This window comes from Micromonospora cynarisoli, from assembly GCF_030518815.1.
Taxonomy (GTDB): Bacteria; Actinomycetota; Actinomycetes; order Mycobacteriales; family Micromonosporaceae; genus Micromonospora; species Micromonospora wenchangensis.
In genome coordinates this window covers 5,958,091-5,974,955 of record NZ_CP130426.1, presented here as the reverse complement: position 1 = coordinate 5,974,955, position 16,865 = coordinate 5,958,091, and the positions used below count along the sequence as shown (strand labels likewise).

Sequence of the window (16,865 nt, the reverse complement as noted above, 5' to 3'; positions counted from 1 at the left end):
GGTCAGTCGGGTGGACGGGAGGTGGGCTGCCAGGCGCGGGCCGGGTCGGTCGTCGGCCAGAGTTCGGCCAGCCAGGGGTCGGTGCGCTCGGCAGGTGCCCGCTCGGCGGCGACGGCCCGCCGGCCGAGCAGCACCACGTAGGCGAAGAAACCCAGCCAGACCGTCGCGCCGACGCCGACCCGCAACGCCACCGGCACCGGTGCCGGGGTGACGAACGCCTCCAGCAGCGCGGAGACCCCGAACAGTCCGACCAGCCCCACCGCGACCAGGATCGCCGACCGGCCCGCCTCGGCGACCGACCGGCCCCGGCCCAGGTGCTCCGGTGGCGAGATCCACGCCCAGGCGGTACGCAGCCCGACCCCGGCGGCCACGAAGACCCCGGTCAGCTCCAGCAGCCCGTGCGGGGTGATCAGTCCGAAGAAGACGTCGGAGCGGCCGTAGGAGACCATCACCCCGCCCACCACCCCGATGTTCAGCGCGTTCTGCCACAGCAGGTAGAGCACCGGCACGACGAGCACCCCCGCGGCGAGGCACTGGGCGGCGATCCAGGCGTTGTGGGTCCACAGGTGGAAGGCGAAGGTCGGCGCGGAGAACTCGGTGTAGTAACCGGCGAATCCGGAGTCGACCAGGTCGGCGGCGGCGTCCGGGCCGATGAACGCGGCGGCGGTGCCCGGGTTGCCGGCGACATACCAGATGAGGAAGCCGCTGAGCAGGCTGAACCCGGTCGCCACCGCGCACCACCACGGCCAGGCCCGGTAGACCGCGGCGGGGAACCCGACGGTGAGGAACCGCCCGACGGCCGACCAGGAGGCCCGTTGCCGGCCGGTGATCCGGGCCCGCGCCCGCAGCACGAGCTGGGAGAGCCGGCTGACCAGGGCCGGATCGGGTGCCCGGCTGCGCAGCGCCGACAGGTGGGTGGCGGTGCGCTGGTAGAGGACGATCATCTCGTCGATCTCGTCGACGTCGAGCCGGCGACGGTCGCAGAACAGCTCCAGCCGTCGCCACTCGTGGCCGTGCTCGGCGACGTACGCGTCGAGATCCACTGGTCCTCCCCCGTCCCGCGACCATAGTGTTCACTGTCCGGGTGAGCGCGCAACCACCGGTGCCGGCCGGCACCGTCCCGCCCGGCGTCGACCCGGCGGGACGCTGGGCGGACGCGGGGCTGGTCAGCGGCGAGGCCGTCGCGCTGGACGTCCGGGCGGCACGGCTCGGCTCACGGGTGCTGGCGCTGCTGATCGACATCGTCGGTCAACTGTTCTGCGCGGCGTTGCTCGCCCTGACGCTGACCCCGCTGGTGCTGATCCTGCTTCCCGAACAGGTGGTGGACCGGGCCCTGACCGGCGCGTTGGAGACCCTCGGCCTGGTGCTGGTGGTGGTCGGCTACCCGGTGCTGTGGGAACGCCTCAACCACGGCCGGACGCCCGGCAAGCTCGCGGTGGGGCTGCGGGTGGTCAGCGCCGACGGCGGCCCGGTGCAGTGGCGTCAGTCGCTGACCCGGGCGCTGGTCGGGGCGGCCGTGGAGTGGCCGGGGCTGGTGCTGCCGCTGCTGAGCTGGGTGGCCGGGGCGACGGTGATGCTGACCGACCCGCGTGGCCGACGGCTGGGTGACCTGGTGGCCGGCACGATGGTGGTGCACACCCGCACCACGCACCCCTGGCGGCCGGCCCCGGGGATCGTCGCGCCGCTGGCCGGCTGGGCCGCCACCCTGGACCTGACCCGGCTGGACGACGCGCTGGCCCTGGCGGTGCGGCAGTACCTGACCCGGGGGCAGCAGATCGTCGAGCCGTACCGCGGCCGGCTGGCCCGGGAGCTGTGGGGCGAGGTGGCGGCGGTGACCGCCCCGACGCCGCCGCCCGGCGTACCGGAGCCGTTGCTGTTGGCGGCGGTGCTTGCCGAACGCAACAGGCGAGGCTCGCTGCGGCTGCGCCACCAGCGGGCGCTCACCGCCTCCCTCTGGCCCGACCCGGCCCCGGCCGCCCCCGCCGTCGGCCCGCCGGCCCCGGCCGGGGTACGACCGGCCGGGCCGGTGCTCCGGTCGGCGTCGCCGGACCGCCCGGCCTGACCGGTACGCCGGTCAGCCGAACAGGGCGCGGCCCCACCAGTCGGCGGCGTCGCGGACCCCGGGCGGGCAGGCGAACAGGCCGCTGGAGACGTGCCTGAGGTATTCGTTCATCGCGTCGTTGCGGGCGAGGCGGGTCTGGATCGGCACGAACTGCCGGCGCGGGTCCCGCTGGTAGGCCATGAAGAACAGCCCGGCGTCGAGCCGACCCAACCCGTCCGAGCCGTCGACGTAGTTGTAGCCGCGGCGCAGCAGGCGGGCGCCGTCGTTCAGGGTGGGGTGGGCGAGGCGCACGTGCGAGTCCACGGCGATCACCGGCTCGCCGTCGTCGCCCTTCGCGGCGAGGTCCGGCTCGTCGAACTCGTCCCGGCGGCCCAGCGGCGCGCCGCTGCCCTTGGTCCGGCCGACGATCTGCTCCTGCTCGGCAAGCGAACTGCGGTCCCACGTCTCGATCTGCATCCGGATCTTGCGGGTGACCAGGTAGGACCCACCGGTCATCCAGTCCGCGCCGTCCTCCGGCTGGGCCCAGAGCTGCTCGCGGAGCAGCCCGGCGTCCTCGGCCTTGAGGTTGGCGGTGCCGTCCTTGAAACCGAAGAGGTTACGCGGGGTCGCCTGGTCCCGCGACGTCGACGAGGTACGCCCGAAGCCGAGCTGCGACCAGCGGACGCCGACCACCCCCATCCCGATCCGGGCCAGGTTGCGGATGGCGTGCACCGCCACCTGCGGATCGTTCGCGCACGCCTGCACGCACAGGTCGCCGCCGGAGATCTCGGGGCGCAGCGCGTCCCCGGCGAAGTGCGGCAGGTCGACCAGCGCGGCGGGCCGGCGGCCGGCGATGCCGAACCGGTCCCGGCCCTGCGCGTCGCGGAACAGGGTCGCGCCGAAGCCGACGGTCAGGGTGAGTTGCGACGGGGGCAGGCCCAGCGCCTCGCCGGTGTCGTCCGGCGGGGCCTCCGGCATGCCGCCGACCGCGCCGATCACCCCGGCGTCCTTCCCGCAGGTCATCCGGGCGGCGGCGGCCGTCCACTCCTGGAGCATCGCGACCAGCCGGTCCCGGTCCTTGGTGATCACGTCGAAGGCGACGAAGTGCAGCCGATCCTGGGCCGGGGTGGTGATCCCGGCCTGGTGCTCACCGTGGAACGGCACCGCACCGGCGGCCCCGTCGTACGCGGCGGCCCGGTCGCCGTCGCGGACCAGCGCGTCCGCTCCGGCGGCGACCCCGGCCACCCCGGCGACCCCGACCCCGGCGAGGGTGATCGCCCGCCGCCGGGACAGCCGGCGGCGGCCCCGTCCGGCGGTGCTGCTCTGCTCGCTCATCGACTCTCCTGGGAGGGACCGACCGCCGTGCGACGGCCGTGCTGACCAGTCGTCACCGGGCGACGGCGGCGGCGACCTTGCTGACCGGCTCGGCGAGAGCGTTGATGCTGTCCGACAGTTCCTTGAGGTCGGTCTTGCTCAGCTGGGTGTGCAGCTTCCAGCCGTCGCCGTCGCGGTGCTTGCCGAGCGCCGCCTCCACGTTGGCGAACTCCTTGTCGAGCTGGGTGACCAGCTCCGGGGCGCGCTGCTCCAGCGCCGGCCGCAGTGCGGCGACGGCAGCCTTGGAGCCCTCCAGGTTGGCGTTGAAGTCCCAGAGGTCGGTGTGCGAGTACCGCTCCTCCTCGCCGGTGATCTTGCCGCTGGCCACCTCGTCGAGCAGGGCCTTGGCCCCGTTGGCGAGTTGGAGCGGGGTGAGCTTCTCGGCGTTGGCGCGGCTCACGATCTCCTTGACGTCGACGAGCAGCCGGTCGGCGACCGGGCCGTCCTTGCTGATGTCGCCGGTGGTCCAGAGGTCCTTCTCGATCCGGTGGAAGCCGGTGAACTCCATGCCCTCCTCGATGACCTCCTCCCGGCCGTCGATCTTCGGGTCGAGGTCGCCGAAGCTCTCCGCGACCGGCTCGATCCGCTCCCAGTAGGTGCGGGCCACCGGGTACAGGGCCTTGGCCTTCGGCACGTCGCCGGCCTTGACGGCGGTGACGAACTCCTCGGTCTTGGTCAGCAGGGCGGCGGTCTGGCTGGTCACGTACCGCTGGTAGCTGGCGGTGGCCTGGGTCAGCGCGGCGTCCGGGGCCACGGTCGCGGCGGTGCCGCTCACCTTCAGCGCGCCCCGGATGCCCCGGCCGATCATGCCGGGCTTGCAGGCCGTCTCGTACGTCCCCGCGGGCAGTTCCACCCGCAGTTCCCGGCTGAGCCCCGGCGCGATGTTCTCCACCTCGCCCATCACCCGGTCACCGGCGGCGTAGACGTAGAACTCGTTGACCTTGCTGCCGGAGTTGGTCACGGTGAAGGTCGCCTGGCCGGCCTCCAGTTCGGTGACGTCGACCTCGCACACGCTGTCGGTGGCCTTCACCTTGACCGTGTTGCCGGCGCCGGCGTCCCGCTGGTCGTCCTTGCCACCGCAGGCGGTGACACCGGTGACGGCGAGCGCGCCGACGGCGGCGAGCACCAGGAAACGGGTGGTACGCATCGTTGCTTGTCTCCTTGGAGAGGGCGGTGGATCAGACGCGCCGCGACCCGGCCGCCGGTCGCACGGCGGCGGGGCCGCCCTGCTCGGCGGGGGCGTCGGCCTCGGTGGTGGGGGCGACCTCAGTGGTGGGGGCACCCTCGGTGGTGGCCGTGGGGCCGGCGGGGGCCGGGGTGGGCCCCGCCGGGGCGGCCGGTCGGCGCAGGAACAGCACCAGCACCGGCACCGCGTACGCCACCCAGGCGACCGTCTCCAGCACGCTCGGCGCGGCGGTGACGTTGAACATCCCGGCGAGCAGGGCGGCGTACCAGGTGCCGGGGTCGAGCACGCCGGTGATGTCGAAGGCCAGGTCGTTGAGGCCGGGCAGCACCCCGGCCTCCTGGAAGTCGTGCACGCCGTACTTGAGGATGCCGGCGGCGACCAGGATCAACAGCGCGCCCGTCCAGGTGAAGAACGTCGACAGGTTGATCCGCAGGGCGCTGCGGTAGAGCAGGAAGCCGATCCCGACGGCGGTGGCGATGCCGCCGATCAGGGCCAGCAGCGGCCCGGACCCGGTGCCGCCGGTCGCGCTCTGCGCCGCCGAGTAGAAGATCAGCGCGGTTTCCAGGCCCTCCCGGACCACCGCGAGGAAGGCCATCCCGGCCACCGCGAGCGAACCGACGGCGAGCGCCTCGCTCAGCTTGCCGCGCAGCTCACCGGCGATCGTCCGGGCGGCCCGGCGCATCCAGAAGATCATCCAGGTCACGAAGACCACGGCGGCGACCGAGGTGACCGCCTCGAACAGTTCCCGGTCCTCGGAGCGGGCCAGCAGCGAGGTCGAGGTGTACTCGATCAGCCAGCCGAACAGGACCGAGAGCGCCACGGCGAGCCCGACGCCGGCCCACACCTGCGGCAGCCGGTCCCGACGCTGCGACTTGACCAGAAAGGCGACCAGGATGCTGACGACGAGCGTCGCCTCCAGGCCCTCCCGCAGGCCGATCAGGTACGTGGCGAACATCGGTGCTCCGTGTCGTGGTCAGACTCGCCTGAGGCAACTTAGGGCAGCCATACCTTCCTCCTGATCGGGGGTCCCGTCAAGTCGTTCTTGACAGCTCCACCCTGGTCGGAAGGGTCGGTTCACCCCGGTCGGAAGGGTCGGTTCACCCTGGTCGGAAGGGTCGGCCCGGACCCGTCGCCAGGGGGTGCCGACCCGCCGCCCGACGTGGCAGGATTCGACGTACCCCCAGGACAGGACGCCCCGTGGACGACTCGCCCCGCAGCCCCACCCTCCGCCCCGCGAACGCCCCCGCACCAGGGGTTTGCGGCCCGTGTGGGCCACGCCACCGTCGGCCGGGACGGCACCGGTGAGGGGCTTCGGCCCGTGGCTGGCCGTTCTCGCGGTGGTGATCGTGCTCAGTGTCCTGCGGCTGCGCCCGTTGGCCGTGGCCGTCTCCCTGGCCTGGCTCGCCTGGTGCGTGTGGACCTGGGTCAGGCCGACCCGCCGTGGCCCCGGCACGCCCTGACCCCACCGGCCGGGCACGCCCTGGCCCGGCCGGCCCCGGCACTTCCCGGCCCGGCTCCGGCCCGGCCCGAAAACGGGTGAGGGGGCCGGCCACGTGGTGGCCGGCCCCCTCGTCTGTCCGGGGTGCTCAGTAGCGGTAGTGCTCCGGCTTGAACGGGCCCTCGGGCGAGACGCCCAGGTAGGCGGCCTGCTCCTTGGTCAGCTCGGTCAGCCGGGCACCGAGCGCGTCCAGGTGCAGCCGGGCGACCTTCTCGTCCAGGTGCTTGGGCAGCACGTAGACGCCGACCGGGTACTCGTCGGTCTTGGTGTACAGCTCGATCTGGGCGATCGTCTGGTTGGCGAACGAGTTCGACATCACGAAGCTCGGGTGGCCGGTGGCGTTGCCCAGGTTCAGCAGGCGACCCTCGGAGAGCACGATGATCGCGTGGCCGTCGTCGAAGCGCCACACGTCGACCTGCGGCTTGATGTTCTCCCGGGTGACGTCCGAGCGCCTCGCCAGGCCGGCCATGTCGATCTCGTTGTCGAAGTGGCCGATGTTGCCGACGATGGCCTGGTGCTTCATCCGGGCCATGTGCTCGTTGGTGATGACGTCGAAGCAGCCGGTCGCGGTGATGAAGATGTCGGCCTGCTCGACCACGTCCTCCAGGGTGGCGACCTGGTAGCCGTCCATCGCCGCCTGGAGCGCGCAGATCGGGTCGACCTCGGTGACCACGACCCGGGCGCCCTGGCCGCGCAGCGACTCGGCGCAGCCCTTGCCCACGTCGCCGTAGCCGAGCACGACGGCCATCTTGCCGCCGATCAGCACGTCGGTGGCCCGGTTGATGCCGTCGATCAGCGAGTGCCGACAGCCGTACTTGTTGTCGAACTTGCTCTTGGTCACCGAGTCGTTGACGTTGATGGCCGGGAAGAGCAGGGTGCCGGCCCGGTGCATCTCGTAGAGCCGGTGCACGCCGGTGGTGGTCTCCTCGGTGACGCCCTTGATGCCGGCGGCGATCCGGGTCCAGCGCTGGTTGTCCTCGGCGAGGCTGCGGTGCAGCACCTGGAGGATGACCGCATACTCCTCGGAGTCGGCGGACTCGACCGCCGGGACGGCCCCGGCCTTCTCGAACTCGACGCCCTTGTGCACCAGCAGGGTGGCGTCACCGCCGTCGTCGAGGATCATGTTCGGGCCCTGTCCGTCCGGCCAGGCGAGCACCTGCTCGGTGCACCACCAGTACTCCTCCAGGCTCTCGCCCTTCCAGGCGTAGACCGGGACGCCGGACGGAGCCTCCGGGGTGCCCTCGGGGCCGACCACGATCGCCGCGGCGGCGTGGTCCTGGGTGGAGAAGATGTTGCAGGACGCCCAGCGGACCTGCGCGCCGAGGGCGACCAGCGTCTCGATCAGGACGGCGGTCTGGATGGTCATGTGCAGCGAACCGGTGATCCGGGCGCCGGCGAGGGGCTGGGCGTCGGCGAATTCGCGGCGGATCGCCATCAGGCCGGGCATCTCGTGCTCGGCGAGGCGGATCTCCTTGCGCCCGAACTCGGCGAGCGACAGATCCGCCACCTTGTAGTCGCCCTCGGCGAGGGTGCTCGGCCGGGCGCCGCTGTGCGACGCCGGGAGGGTGCTGGTCATGAAGGCTCCTGTCGAACGATGGCTGCGCGACCATCCACCTTACGCCCGCCCCCTCGCGGCGCGGTGCGGGCCGCCTCAAGACAGCGCACGGGGCGGTCGGCGTGGGACGAAACCTTCGTCCACCTGCCGGCCACCCCGTGCATCCCCCCGGTTTGGTTACCCCCGCGCGCCGCCGGACCTTCGTCGCGACAACGCTGCGTACTCATGAGATTACCGTGCGACACGGATCGGTCAAGCAATTCGGGAAAGTCGGACTTGCGGCGTGGCGCAGATCGCGGTGCGCGGTGACCGTCAGCGTCCGCACGTGGCGACGAACGCCGCGCCCGTACCGGAGAGGACCAGCGCCGCACCGGCGGCCGTGCCCACGGCGGCCTGCCCCGCACCGAGCATCACCGCGCCCACCCCGTCGTCCACCCCGACCTTGCCGTGGTGGCAGAACACCACCCGGGGACCGGGCAGCGGCAGCCGGACCTCCGGCCCGGACGCGTCCACCGTCACCCGGTGCAGCGCGAAGTCGTCCACCGGCACCGGCCAGCAGACCACCCCGGGAATCACCGGCCGGGCGACGAGCACCGGATCGTCCAGCACCTCGAACCGCAGCACCCGCAGCAACTCGTCGACGTCCACATGCTTCGGGGTGAGCCCGCCGCGCAGCACGTTGTCGCTGGCCGCCATGATCTCCACGCCGGTGCCGCTCAGGTAGGCGTGCAGGTTGCCGGCAGGCATCCAGATCGCCTCCCCCGGCGTCAGCCGCACGTGGTGCAGCAGCAGCGCCACCAGCACCCCCGGATCGGCCGGGTAGCGGGTCGCCAGGTCCCGGGCCAACTCTGCGTCCGGCCCGGTGGCGTCCGCCGCGCGCACCGCCTCGACCAGCCCGGCACGGTCGGCGTCCGGCCAGCTCAGCAGCGCGCGTACGGCCTCCCGCAGCCCCGTCGGCCCGGCCCGCAGCGCGGCCACCACAGGCGACAGCTCTGGTACGCCGAACCCGGCCAACGCCGTCGCCGACACCTGCGGGTCCCGGAACCCGCAGAGCGCGTCGAACGACGTCAACGCGACAAGCAACTCCGGCTTGTGGTACGGGTCGACGTAGTTGCGCGGCCCCCGCGCCCGCCCCGCCACCCCGTCGACCCACCCGTCGCCGGCCGGCCCGTCAGCCGGCCCGGCCTCGGCCTGCTCGGCGGCGTACCCGGCGCGGGCCTGCTCGGCGTCGGGGTGGGCCTGGAGGCTCAACGGGGCCTCCGCGGCGAGCACCTTCAACAGGAACGGCAGCCGGGTGCCGAACCGGCCGACCACCTCCTCGCCGAGCCAGTGGTCCGGCTCGGCGACCAGCAGGTCGGTCAGGCTGACCCGCTCGCCGTCCCGGTCGACCATCGCCGGCCCGCCCGGATGGGCGCCCAGCCACAGCTCCGCCTCCGGGCCGTCGGTCGGCACCGGTCGCCCCTGCAACTCGGCGAGCGCCGAGCGGGACCCCCAGGCGTAGTCGCGGATCGACCCGTGCAGCAGTTCCACGGTCAGCCTCCGGCCCGCCCGGCCACCTCACTCGACCCACCCGACGCCGGAGCCGCGGCGGTCGGCGCGGCCGTGCCGGTGCCCGCCCGCTCGGCGGCGACGCTGTAGATGTCCGGCTCCAGATAGATCACCCGGGCGATCGGCACGGCCGCGCGGATGCGCGCCTCGACCGCGTTGATGCCCCGGGCCAGTTCCTCGGCGCTCTCCCAGGCCGGCACGCCGATCTTCGCGGCCACCATCAGCTCCTCCGGGCCGAGGTAGAGCGTCTTCATGTGGATGATCCGCTCGACCTCGGGGCCGTCGGTGACGGCCCGCTCGATCGTCGCCACCTCGCCCGGGTCGGCACCCTCGCCGAGCAGCAGGCTCTTCGTCTCGATCGCCAGCACGACCGCGATGATCACCAGCAGGACGCCGATCATCGCGGTGCCCGCGGCGTCCCACATGCCGTTGCCGGTGGCCAGCGTCATCCCCACGCCGAACAGCGCGAGCACCAGGCCGACCAGTGCGCCGAAGTCCTCCAGCAGCACGACCGGCAGCTCCGGCGCCTTGGCCCGACGGATGAAGTTCACCCAGGACTGGCTGCCCCGGGTGTGGTTCGACTCCTTGATCGCCGTACGGAAGGAGAACCCCTCCATCACGATCGCGGCCAGCAGCACCGTCACCGGCACCCACTGCCACGAGGTGATCGGGTGCGGGTCGGCCGCCTTGTGCCACGCCTCGTACAGCGCGAACAGGCCACCGAGGCTGAACAGCACGATCGACACGATGAACGCGTAAATGTAGCGCTCCCGGCCGTACCCGAAGGGGTGCTGCGGGGTGGCCGCCCGCTTGGCCCGCTTGCCGCCGAGCAGCAGCAGCGCCTGGTTGCCCGAGTCGGCCACCGAGTGGATCGACTCCGCCAGCATCGACGACGAACTGGTCAGCAGGAAGGCGATGAACTTGGTGATGGCGATACCGACGTTCGCCAGCAGGGCGGCGATGATCGCCTTGGTACCGCCGTTCGCGCTCACTGGTTCGACAGCTCCTTCATCTCGGTGACGGCCGGAACGGCCATCGGGTCCAGCCCATGGGCCAGGGCCAGATAGATCGACGCGAAGTCGGGCACCGCGACGAGGGAGGCGAGCCGTTCCAGCGCGGAGCCGCCCTCGGCGGTGACCACGTCGCAGCGCACCCCGCGCCGCTCCGCGAGGGTCTGCACCGCGTCGGCGCGACGCTCCTCGACGGCCAGCGGCTCGTCGGTGTCGTCGTCGGCGTTGAGGCCGCCGTCGCGCAGCAGCACCAGCCGCAGCCGGGTCGGATCGGGCTCGACCTCGTCGGGGTCGGCGAAGATGTCCCGCGTCGACTCCACCAGGCCGCCGAAGACACCGTCGAGCAGGCCGACCCGGCCCCGGCCGGCCTCACCAAGCGCCCCGGTCACCACCGGGTACCGGGCGTTGGCCGACAGCGTGTCGCCGAAGCGGCGGGCCGCCACGGTGGCCAGCGGGGACGAGCCCCAGACGATCGGAATCGACCCGGCCAGCCCGAGGGCCAGCGACTTCGCCGGGTTGACGAAGGACTCGGCGGTCGACCGGCACCGGTCGGCGTCGGCGTCCAGCCGGGCCGCCGTCTCGGCCAGATCCGCCTCGTTGACCTTCACCAGGCCGAGCGTACGGGCGGCGAGCAGAACCGGCACGGTGAGCGCCCAGAGGCTGGCCCGGGCCGGGGCACGACGGGGCACCGGGATGAACGGCGCGCGGGCCCGTTCGGCCACCGACTGCAACTGCGAGTCGGGCGCGCCCACCGCGACCAGCCGGGCACCCCGACGGTGCGCTGCCTCGGCGGCGCCCAACGCCTCCGGGCTACGGCCGGACGCGCTGACCGCGATCACCACGTCGGCCGCACCGACCCAGCCGGGCACCCCGGCGCTGCGGTGCGGGATCACCGGCACCGGGCAGCGCGGCCCGGCGACCGTGGCCAGCACGTCGCCGGTCCGCCCGGCGGTGCCGATGCCGGCGATGACGACCGCACGCGGGCGGCCCTCGTCCTCCAGCAGCGCCAGGTTGGCCTCGGCGGCCAGCGCGGCGGACTCCCGCACCTGGGCCCCCGCCGAGGCGGTGAAGCGCAGCATGCCGCCCGGGTCGTGGGCGGCGACCGCGTCCGGGTCGTCCAGGATCGACTCGTCGGCCACCCGCCGGCCGCTGACGCCGGCCGTTCCGTCCATCACCGCTGCGCCTCCGGCCCGCCACGAGCCTCGTCCAGCAGCAGCACCGGCACGTCGTCGCGCACCTCGAAGATGCGACCGCACTGCGTGCAGGTGAGGGTCTGGGCCTGAGCGTCGTAGTCCAGCGGTGCGTGGTGTGTGTCCGGGCAGGCGAGGATTTCGAGCAACTGCGGGTCCAGGGCCACGGCGCGGCTCCTTCCACGTGTGTGGTCTGTGCCGGTGGGCGGTGCCGACCGGCGGAGGGGATCTTATCGGCGAACCCGCTCCAGCACCTCGTCGCGCAGCGAGGTCATCCGCTCCTCGGTCGGGCCCTCGACGTTGAGCCGCAGCAGCGGCTCGGTGTTGGACGCGCGCAGGTTGAACCACGCGCCGTCGGGGAACCGCAGGGTGAGACCGTCCAGTTCGTCGGCCTCCGCCTGCGGGTACGCCGCCCGCACCGCCGCGACCCGGGCGGCCTGGTCGGTGACCGTGGAGTTGATCTCGCCGGAGGCGACGTACCGCTCGTAGACGCTGGCCAGCAGGGACAGCGGCTGGGACTGCTCGCCCAGCGCGGCCAGGGTGTGCATGGCGGCGAGCATGCCGGTGTCGGCGAACCAGAAGTCCCGGAAGTAGTAGTGCGCGGAGTGCTCCCCGCCGAAGATCGCGTTGGTCCGGGCCATCTCGGCCTTGATGAAGGAGTGCCCCACCCGGGCCACCACCGGCACGCCCCCGTGCTCGCGGATGATCTCCGGCACGGCCCGGGAGGTGATCAGGTTGTGGATCACCGTGGACCCCGGGTGCTTGGCCAGCTCGCGGGCGGCGACCAGGGCGGTGATCGCCGACGGGGAGACCGGCTCGCCCCGCTCGTCGATCACGAAGCACCGGTCGGCGTCGCCGTCGAAGGCCAGGCCGAGGTCGGCGGAGTGGGTCACCACGGCCCGCTGGAGGTCGACCAGGTTCCTCGGGTCGAGCGGGTTGGCCTCGTGGTTGGGGAAGGTGCCGTCCAGCTCGAAGTAGAGCGGCACGATCTCCAGCGGCAGGGCCGGCAACGCCGCGTCGCCGAGCACGCTCGGCACCGTGTAGCCGCCCATCCCGTTGCCGGCGTCCACCACCACCTTGAGCGGACGGATGGTCGACAGGTCGACCAGTTTGCGCAGGTGGGCCGCGTAGTCGGGGAGGAGGTCACGCCTGTCGACCGGGGCCGGCGAGGCGGCGGCGGGCCGGGTGCCGGCGTCCAGCAGCGCCTGGGCCTGGGCCCGGATGTCGGCCAGGCCGCTGTCCTGGCCGATCGGCCGGGCCCCGGAACGGCACATCTTGATGCCGTTGTACTGCGCCGGGTTGTGACTGGCGGTGAACATCGCCCCGGGCAGGCCGAGCGCGCCGGAGGCGTAGTAGAGCATGTCGGTGGAGGCGAGCCCCAGCTCGATCACGGCCCGCCCCTCGGCCCGCACGCCGTCGGCGAAGGCGGCGGCCAGCCCCGGGCCGGTGGCCCGCATGTCGTGCGCGATCAGCACGGCCCCGCGCGGCTCGCCCGAATCGTCGAGCACCCGGGTGAGGGCGGCACCGAGGGCTTCGGCGACCCGCTCGTCCCACTGGTCGGGCACCGTCCCACGGACGTCGTACGCCTTCACGATCTGGGACAGGTCAGACACCGGTTTCAGCTCCTCGACAGGGGTCGTCAACGACCCTGAGCGTATCGGAGCGGTGGCGTCCGTCCCCTCCTAGCCGGGGAGGTCGGGCATGATCGTCGTCGCTTCGCCGCCGGTGGCGGGCGGTGACGCCGGCCGGCCCGGTGCGGGCGGGGCGGAGACCGGCGGGGTCGACGCGGGCGGCGCGGAGACCGGACCGCCCTGGACGGGCGGGGCGGAGGCCGGGCGGCTGCCGTACACCCCGCCGGCCGGGCGCGGGGTGGGCGTCACCGTCGGGTAGGCGGCCGGTGCCCCGTACAGGCCACCCGGGCGGGCGGGCGCGGGCGGCTGCGGCTGCCCGTACACCTGGCCGGCGGGGGCCGGGGCCCCCGCCGCACCCCCGGAGCGGTAGGTGGTCGGGCCGGGGTTACGGGGTTGCGGCAGGACCGGCAGGTCGACCGGGTCGGCGGCCCGGCCCGGGTCGACCGCGGCCCGGTCGGCGCGAGACCGGAAGATCAGCAGGGCGATGAGCCCGGCGCCCAGGATCACCAGGGCGATGCCGGCAAACATGGTCATGGATCCTCCGGAGGTCTCTGCGGCGGCGGTGCCGGCCGGGCCGGCCGCCGGGGCGGCGAGCGCGGCCCCGGCGGTCGCCGTCGTCGGCGCGGGCGTGGTCGCGTCGGGCGTCGGGGTGGGGGTGGGCTTCCTGGTGGGGGTGGAACTCGGCGTCGGGGAGCCGGCGGCCCGTCCGCCGACCCGGGACGTGTCGGCGCCCCGGCCGATCAGCCGGCCGACCGCGGTCGTCGCCTCACCGACCACGTCCAGCCGGCCCCCCGGCGTCCCGGCGAGGAAAGCCACCCGATAGCGGACGGTGCTGCCCTTCCCCCTGCACAACGGTGGACCCGCCGACGGGGTACGGGAGACCTGGAGCACGCCGCCGCCACCGGAGACGGGCACAGTGGACCATCGCCCCCCGACGTTCACCTCTACCCGCACCTGGTCCGCGCCAACCCCGGCCAGGCTCAGCCCCAACCCGGTCCGCAGCAGCACGCACCCGTCGGTGCGTTTGCGCACCTCGATCGAGACCCCGCCCGGGGAACCACCGGCGGAGAAGCTGCCCGAGGCCCGCACCCGCACCCGGTCCTCGTCCGCGTGGGCGGGGAGCGCGCCGGCCGCCACCAGGGCACCGAGCAGCGCACCGACGGTCACCACCCGCGCCACCTGCCGACGCACGGACATCTCCCACCCCCTCCGCCCCGGCGGGGGCCGCCGGCCAGGTTACTACCAGCGCGACAGGGCACCCGGTGACAGAGCGCCCCGCATGTGGGCAGCATTACCCCTCGACCCGACCCGTCCGGCTCCGGCCGGCCCGCGTCCCCTCAGCCGGCGGCGCGGGCCGGGCCGGTGGCAGCGGCGAGGGTCTCGCGGCAGAGCCGGTCGGCGGTACGGGTGGTCTCCGGCAGCCGGTACCGCGGGGTCAACGCGAGCACCTGCGCGACGGCGTTGTCCAGTCCCATCCGGTGCCCGACGCTGACGAAAACCGGCTTCACCCCGTCCCGGGTACGCAGCACCCGACCGACCACCTCACCGGCGTCGACCAGACCGGCGGTGTCCCCCCGGCGCGGGCCGGGCCCGGTCCACTCGCCGACCAGCGGGGTCTTGCCCACGCCGATCGCGGGGAGCCCGGTCACCACGCCCAGGTGGCAGGCCAATCCGAAGCGGCGCGGATGGGCCACCCCGTGCCCGTCGCAGACCAGCAGCTCGGGGCGGGTGGTCAGCCGGTCCAGGGCGGCCAGCAGGGCGGGCAGCTCACGGAAGGCGAACAGCCCCGGCACGTACCCGAACGCGGGCCGGCCCACGCTGACCGCGTGGTCCACCACCGTCAGGGTCGCGGTGTCGAGCACGGTCACCGCAGCGGCGAGCAGGTCGCCGTCAGGCGCGTACGCCACGTCGAGGCCGGCGACCGTCGCGGGCCGGCGGGGACCCGGCCCGACCAGGTCCACCCGGGGCCGCAACCGGTCCTGCACGGCCACCGCCTCGGCGACCGTCAACCCCGGCGACCCGGCGTCCCCGCGCTCCGGCCGCTCGGCGGTCTCAGCCGGGCTCACCGTCGCGCCCACCCTCCTTCTTCCTGTCGAAGGCACCGAAGGCGATGGCGAAAGCGACACCGATGGAGATCCCGAACGCCACACCGACGGCGTCCCGGAACATCATCAGCCCGATGACGATGCCGATGGCCATGCCCGACACCCAGGCGGTCGTCTGACGCTTCTTGGCAGCGGGGTCAGTCATCGCCCCAGCCTAATCGGCCACCGCCGGTCAGGCGCTACAGCGGCATCCCGGTCAGCACCAGCACCCGCGGCTCGGTGTAGTCGTCCATCGCCGCGCGGACCCCCTCCCGGCCGACTCCGCTGCCCTTGACGCCCCCGTACGGCATCTGGTCGGCCCGGTACGACGGCACGTCGCCGATGATCACGCCGCCCACCTCCAGCACCCGGGCGGCGGTGAACGCCACGTCGAGCCGGTGGGTGAACACCCCGGCCTGCAACCCGTACGCCGAGTCGTTGACGGCGGCGAACGCGGCGTCGTCGCTCCCCACCGGGGACACCACGAGCACCGGCCCGAAGACTTCCTCCGCGCAGACCTTCGCCGACGGCGGCACCCCGGTCAGCACGGTGGGTGGGTAGCTGGCGCCGTCGCGGCGGCCCCCGACCTCGACAGTGGCCCCGGCGGCGACGGCCTCGTCGACCCACGTCTCGACCCGGCGGGCCGCCTCGACGGAGACCAGCGGCCCGACGTCGGTGGACTCGGCGGTCGGGTCGCCGGTGCGCAGCGCCCGCACGGCGGCGACCAGCCGGGACAGGAAGGCGGCGTGGCGTCGCTCGTGCACGAGGACCCGTTGCACGGCGATGCAGGACTGCCCGGCCTGGTAGTTGCCGAAGGTGGCGATCCGTCGGGCGGCGAAGTCCAGGTCGTCGTCGGACGACCAGTCGGCGCAGACCACCGCCGCCGCGTTGCCGCCGAGTTCCAGGGTGACGTGTTTCTGGGGCACCCGGCCACGGATCTGCGCGCCGACCGGCCCGGAGCCGGTGAACGACACCACCGGCAGCCGGGGGTCGTCGACCAGGGCGGCGGTGCGGTCGTTGGGCAGCGGCAGCACCGACACCATGCCGGCCGGCAGGTCCGTGCCGGCCAGGATCTCGCCGAGCAGCAGCGCGGACAGCGGTGTCGCCGGGGCCGGCTTCACGACGATCGGCGCACCGACCGCGAGGGCCGGGGCGACCTTGTGGGCCACCAGGTTGAGCGGGAAGTTGAACGGGGTGATGCCGAGCACCGGCCCCCGGGGCGCCCGCCGGACCAGGGCGATCCGGCCGGTCGCGGCGGGGTCGGTGTCGAGCCGCTGCAACTCGCCGGAGAACCGCCTGGCCTCCTCGGCCGCCCAGCGGAACGTGGACACCGCGCGGCCCACCTCGGCCCGCGCCCAGGTGACGGGCTTGCCGTTCTCGGCGGTGATCAGGTCGGCCACCTCGTCCGCCCGTGCGGCGAGTTCCCGGGACACGTGGTCCAGGGCCGCCGCCCGGACGTACGCGGGCAGGGCCGCGGCCTGCGCCGCCACCCCTGCCGCCGCGGCGACGGCGGCCTCGACCTGGTCGGGCGTGGCCCAACTGGTACGCCCCACCGCCCGACCGTCGTACGGGTGGGTGACGGTCACCTGGTCGTCGCCGTGCACGGCCCGACCGGCGACCCAGAACGCTCTCGGCTCCACGTCGGCAGCGTAGACGACGGGCAGTCGCACGGAAACAGTCGCCCAAGGCCTTGTCTGCCGCGAATTCAGTAGCCAAGATGGCAGTCATACTGCGATTACGCCCGCTGA

At 73.7% G+C, this 16,865-nt stretch carries 16 protein-coding genes; 2 read left to right on the top strand and 14 right to left on the bottom strand.

The window, feature by feature from the left end; translation table 11 throughout:
* Positions 1 to 2: 2 nt before the first annotated feature.
* Positions 3 to 1,043, bottom strand: a complete 1,041-nt coding sequence (locus tag Q2K16_RS26345) for a stage II sporulation protein M (protein ID WP_302740841.1) — start codon at positions 1,041 to 1,043, stop codon at positions 3 to 5.
* A gap of 41 nt (positions 1,044 to 1,084) precedes the next feature.
* On the opposite strand from Q2K16_RS26345, the gene Q2K16_RS26340 reads away from it, so the two are divergent.
* Positions 1,085 to 2,062 (top strand): RDD family protein, encoded by a 978-nt coding sequence (locus tag Q2K16_RS26340; RefSeq protein WP_302740840.1) that lies wholly within the window; start codon positions 1,085 to 1,087, stop codon positions 2,060 to 2,062.
* 12 nt (positions 2,063 to 2,074) lie between these two features.
* Here the strand turns inward: Q2K16_RS26340 and efeB are convergent, their stop codons facing one another.
* The 3 genes from efeB to efeU are packed head-to-tail and all read right to left on the bottom strand — an operon-like array spanning position 2,075 to position 5,556.
* On the bottom strand, positions 2,075 to 3,376 hold the full coding sequence (efeB, locus tag Q2K16_RS26335; protein WP_302740839.1) for an iron uptake transporter deferrochelatase/peroxidase subunit: 1,302 nt from the start codon (positions 3,374 to 3,376) through the stop codon (positions 2,075 to 2,077).
* Between the two features lie 52 nt (positions 3,377 to 3,428).
* Positions 3,429 to 4,562: an iron uptake system protein EfeO gene (gene efeO / locus Q2K16_RS26330; RefSeq protein WP_302740838.1), complete on the bottom strand. Its 1,134-nt coding sequence runs from the start codon at positions 4,560 to 4,562 to the stop codon at positions 3,429 to 3,431.
* A 31-nt stretch (positions 4,563 to 4,593) separates the two neighbouring features.
* Entirely contained in the window at positions 4,594 to 5,556 is a 963-nt protein-coding gene (efeU, locus tag Q2K16_RS26325) for an iron uptake transporter permease EfeU (protein WP_302740837.1), read from the bottom strand.
* Positions 5,557 to 5,902: 346 nt separating this feature from the next.
* On the opposite strand from efeU, the gene Q2K16_RS26320 reads away from it, so the two are divergent.
* Positions 5,903 to 6,061: a hypothetical protein gene (locus tag Q2K16_RS26320; RefSeq protein WP_302740836.1), complete on the top strand. Its 159-nt coding sequence runs from the start codon at positions 5,903 to 5,905 to the stop codon at positions 6,059 to 6,061.
* 126 nt (positions 6,062 to 6,187) lie between these two features.
* Here Q2K16_RS26320 and ahcY read toward each other — a convergent pair whose 3' ends face one another.
* The 10 genes from ahcY to Q2K16_RS26270 all read right to left on the bottom strand — a co-directional run bounded on the left by ahcY (position 6,188) and on the right by Q2K16_RS26270 (position 16,757).
* Positions 6,188 to 7,675: an adenosylhomocysteinase gene (ahcY, locus tag Q2K16_RS26315; RefSeq protein WP_302740835.1), complete on the bottom strand. Its 1,488-nt coding sequence runs from the start codon at positions 7,673 to 7,675 to the stop codon at positions 6,188 to 6,190.
* Between the two features lie 291 nt (positions 7,676 to 7,966).
* A complete protein-coding gene (gene manA / locus Q2K16_RS26310) occupies positions 7,967 to 9,184 on the bottom strand; it encodes a mannose-6-phosphate isomerase, class I (RefSeq protein ID WP_302740834.1) in 1,218 nt (405 codons plus the stop codon).
* Between the two features lie 2 nt (positions 9,185 to 9,186).
* Entirely contained in the window at positions 9,187 to 10,194 is a 1,008-nt protein-coding gene (locus Q2K16_RS26305; protein WP_302740833.1) for a cation diffusion facilitator family transporter, read from the bottom strand.
* Positions 10,191 to 11,387, bottom strand: a complete 1,197-nt coding sequence (locus Q2K16_RS26300) for an SIS domain-containing protein (RefSeq protein ID WP_145918013.1) — start codon at positions 11,385 to 11,387, stop codon at positions 10,191 to 10,193. The genes Q2K16_RS26305 and Q2K16_RS26300 overlap by 4 nt, the downstream gene beginning before the upstream one ends.
* A complete protein-coding gene (locus Q2K16_RS26295) occupies positions 11,384 to 11,569 on the bottom strand; it encodes a Trm112 family protein (protein ID WP_088642951.1) in 186 nt (61 codons plus the stop codon). Before Q2K16_RS26295 ends, Q2K16_RS26300 begins: the two co-directional genes overlap by 4 nt.
* 63 nt (positions 11,570 to 11,632) lie before the next feature.
* Positions 11,633 to 13,015 carry a phosphomannomutase/phosphoglucomutase gene (locus Q2K16_RS26290; RefSeq protein WP_302740832.1) on the bottom strand — a complete coding sequence of 461 codons (1,383 nt, stop codon included), beginning with the start codon at positions 13,013 to 13,015 and terminating at the stop codon, positions 11,633 to 11,635.
* Between the two features lie 69 nt (positions 13,016 to 13,084).
* Positions 13,085 to 14,230: a hypothetical protein gene (locus tag Q2K16_RS26285; protein WP_302740831.1), complete on the bottom strand. Its 1,146-nt coding sequence runs from the start codon at positions 14,228 to 14,230 to the stop codon at positions 13,085 to 13,087.
* Positions 14,231 to 14,370: 140 nt separating this feature from the next.
* Positions 14,371 to 15,042, bottom strand: coding sequence for a deoxyribonuclease V (gene nfi / locus Q2K16_RS26280; protein ID WP_302746623.1), 672 nt, complete (start codon positions 15,040 to 15,042; stop codon positions 14,371 to 14,373).
* A 43-nt stretch (positions 15,043 to 15,085) separates the two neighbouring features.
* A complete protein-coding gene (locus tag Q2K16_RS26275; protein ID WP_302740830.1) occupies positions 15,086 to 15,283 on the bottom strand; it encodes a hypothetical protein in 198 nt (65 codons plus the stop codon).
* A 34-nt stretch (positions 15,284 to 15,317) separates the two neighbouring features.
* Positions 15,318 to 16,757 (bottom strand): aldehyde dehydrogenase family protein, encoded by a 1,440-nt coding sequence (locus tag Q2K16_RS26270; protein WP_302740829.1) that lies wholly within the window; start codon positions 16,755 to 16,757, stop codon positions 15,318 to 15,320.
* Between the last annotated feature and the right edge of the window lie 108 nt (positions 16,758 to 16,865).

Coding starts and splice junctions, on each gene's coding strand:
- Q2K16_RS26275 (WP_302740830.1), bottom strand. CDS start 15,283: ATGACTGACCCCGCTGCCAAGAAGCGTCAGACGACCGCCTGGGTGTCG.
- efeO (WP_302740838.1), bottom strand. CDS start 4,562: ATGCGTACCACCCGTTTCCTGGTGCTCGCCGCCGTCGGCGCGCTCGCC.
- efeB (WP_302740839.1), bottom strand. CDS start 3,376: ATGAGCGAGCAGAGCAGCACCGCCGGACGGGGCCGCCGCCGGCTGTCC.
- Q2K16_RS26285 (WP_302740831.1), bottom strand. CDS start 14,230: ATGTCCGTGCGTCGGCAGGTGGCGCGGGTGGTGACCGTCGGTGCGCTG.
- ahcY (WP_302740835.1), bottom strand. CDS start 7,675: ATGACCAGCACCCTCCCGGCGTCGCACAGCGGCGCCCGGCCGAGCACC.
- efeU (WP_302740837.1), bottom strand. CDS start 5,556: ATGTTCGCCACGTACCTGATCGGCCTGCGGGAGGGCCTGGAGGCGACG.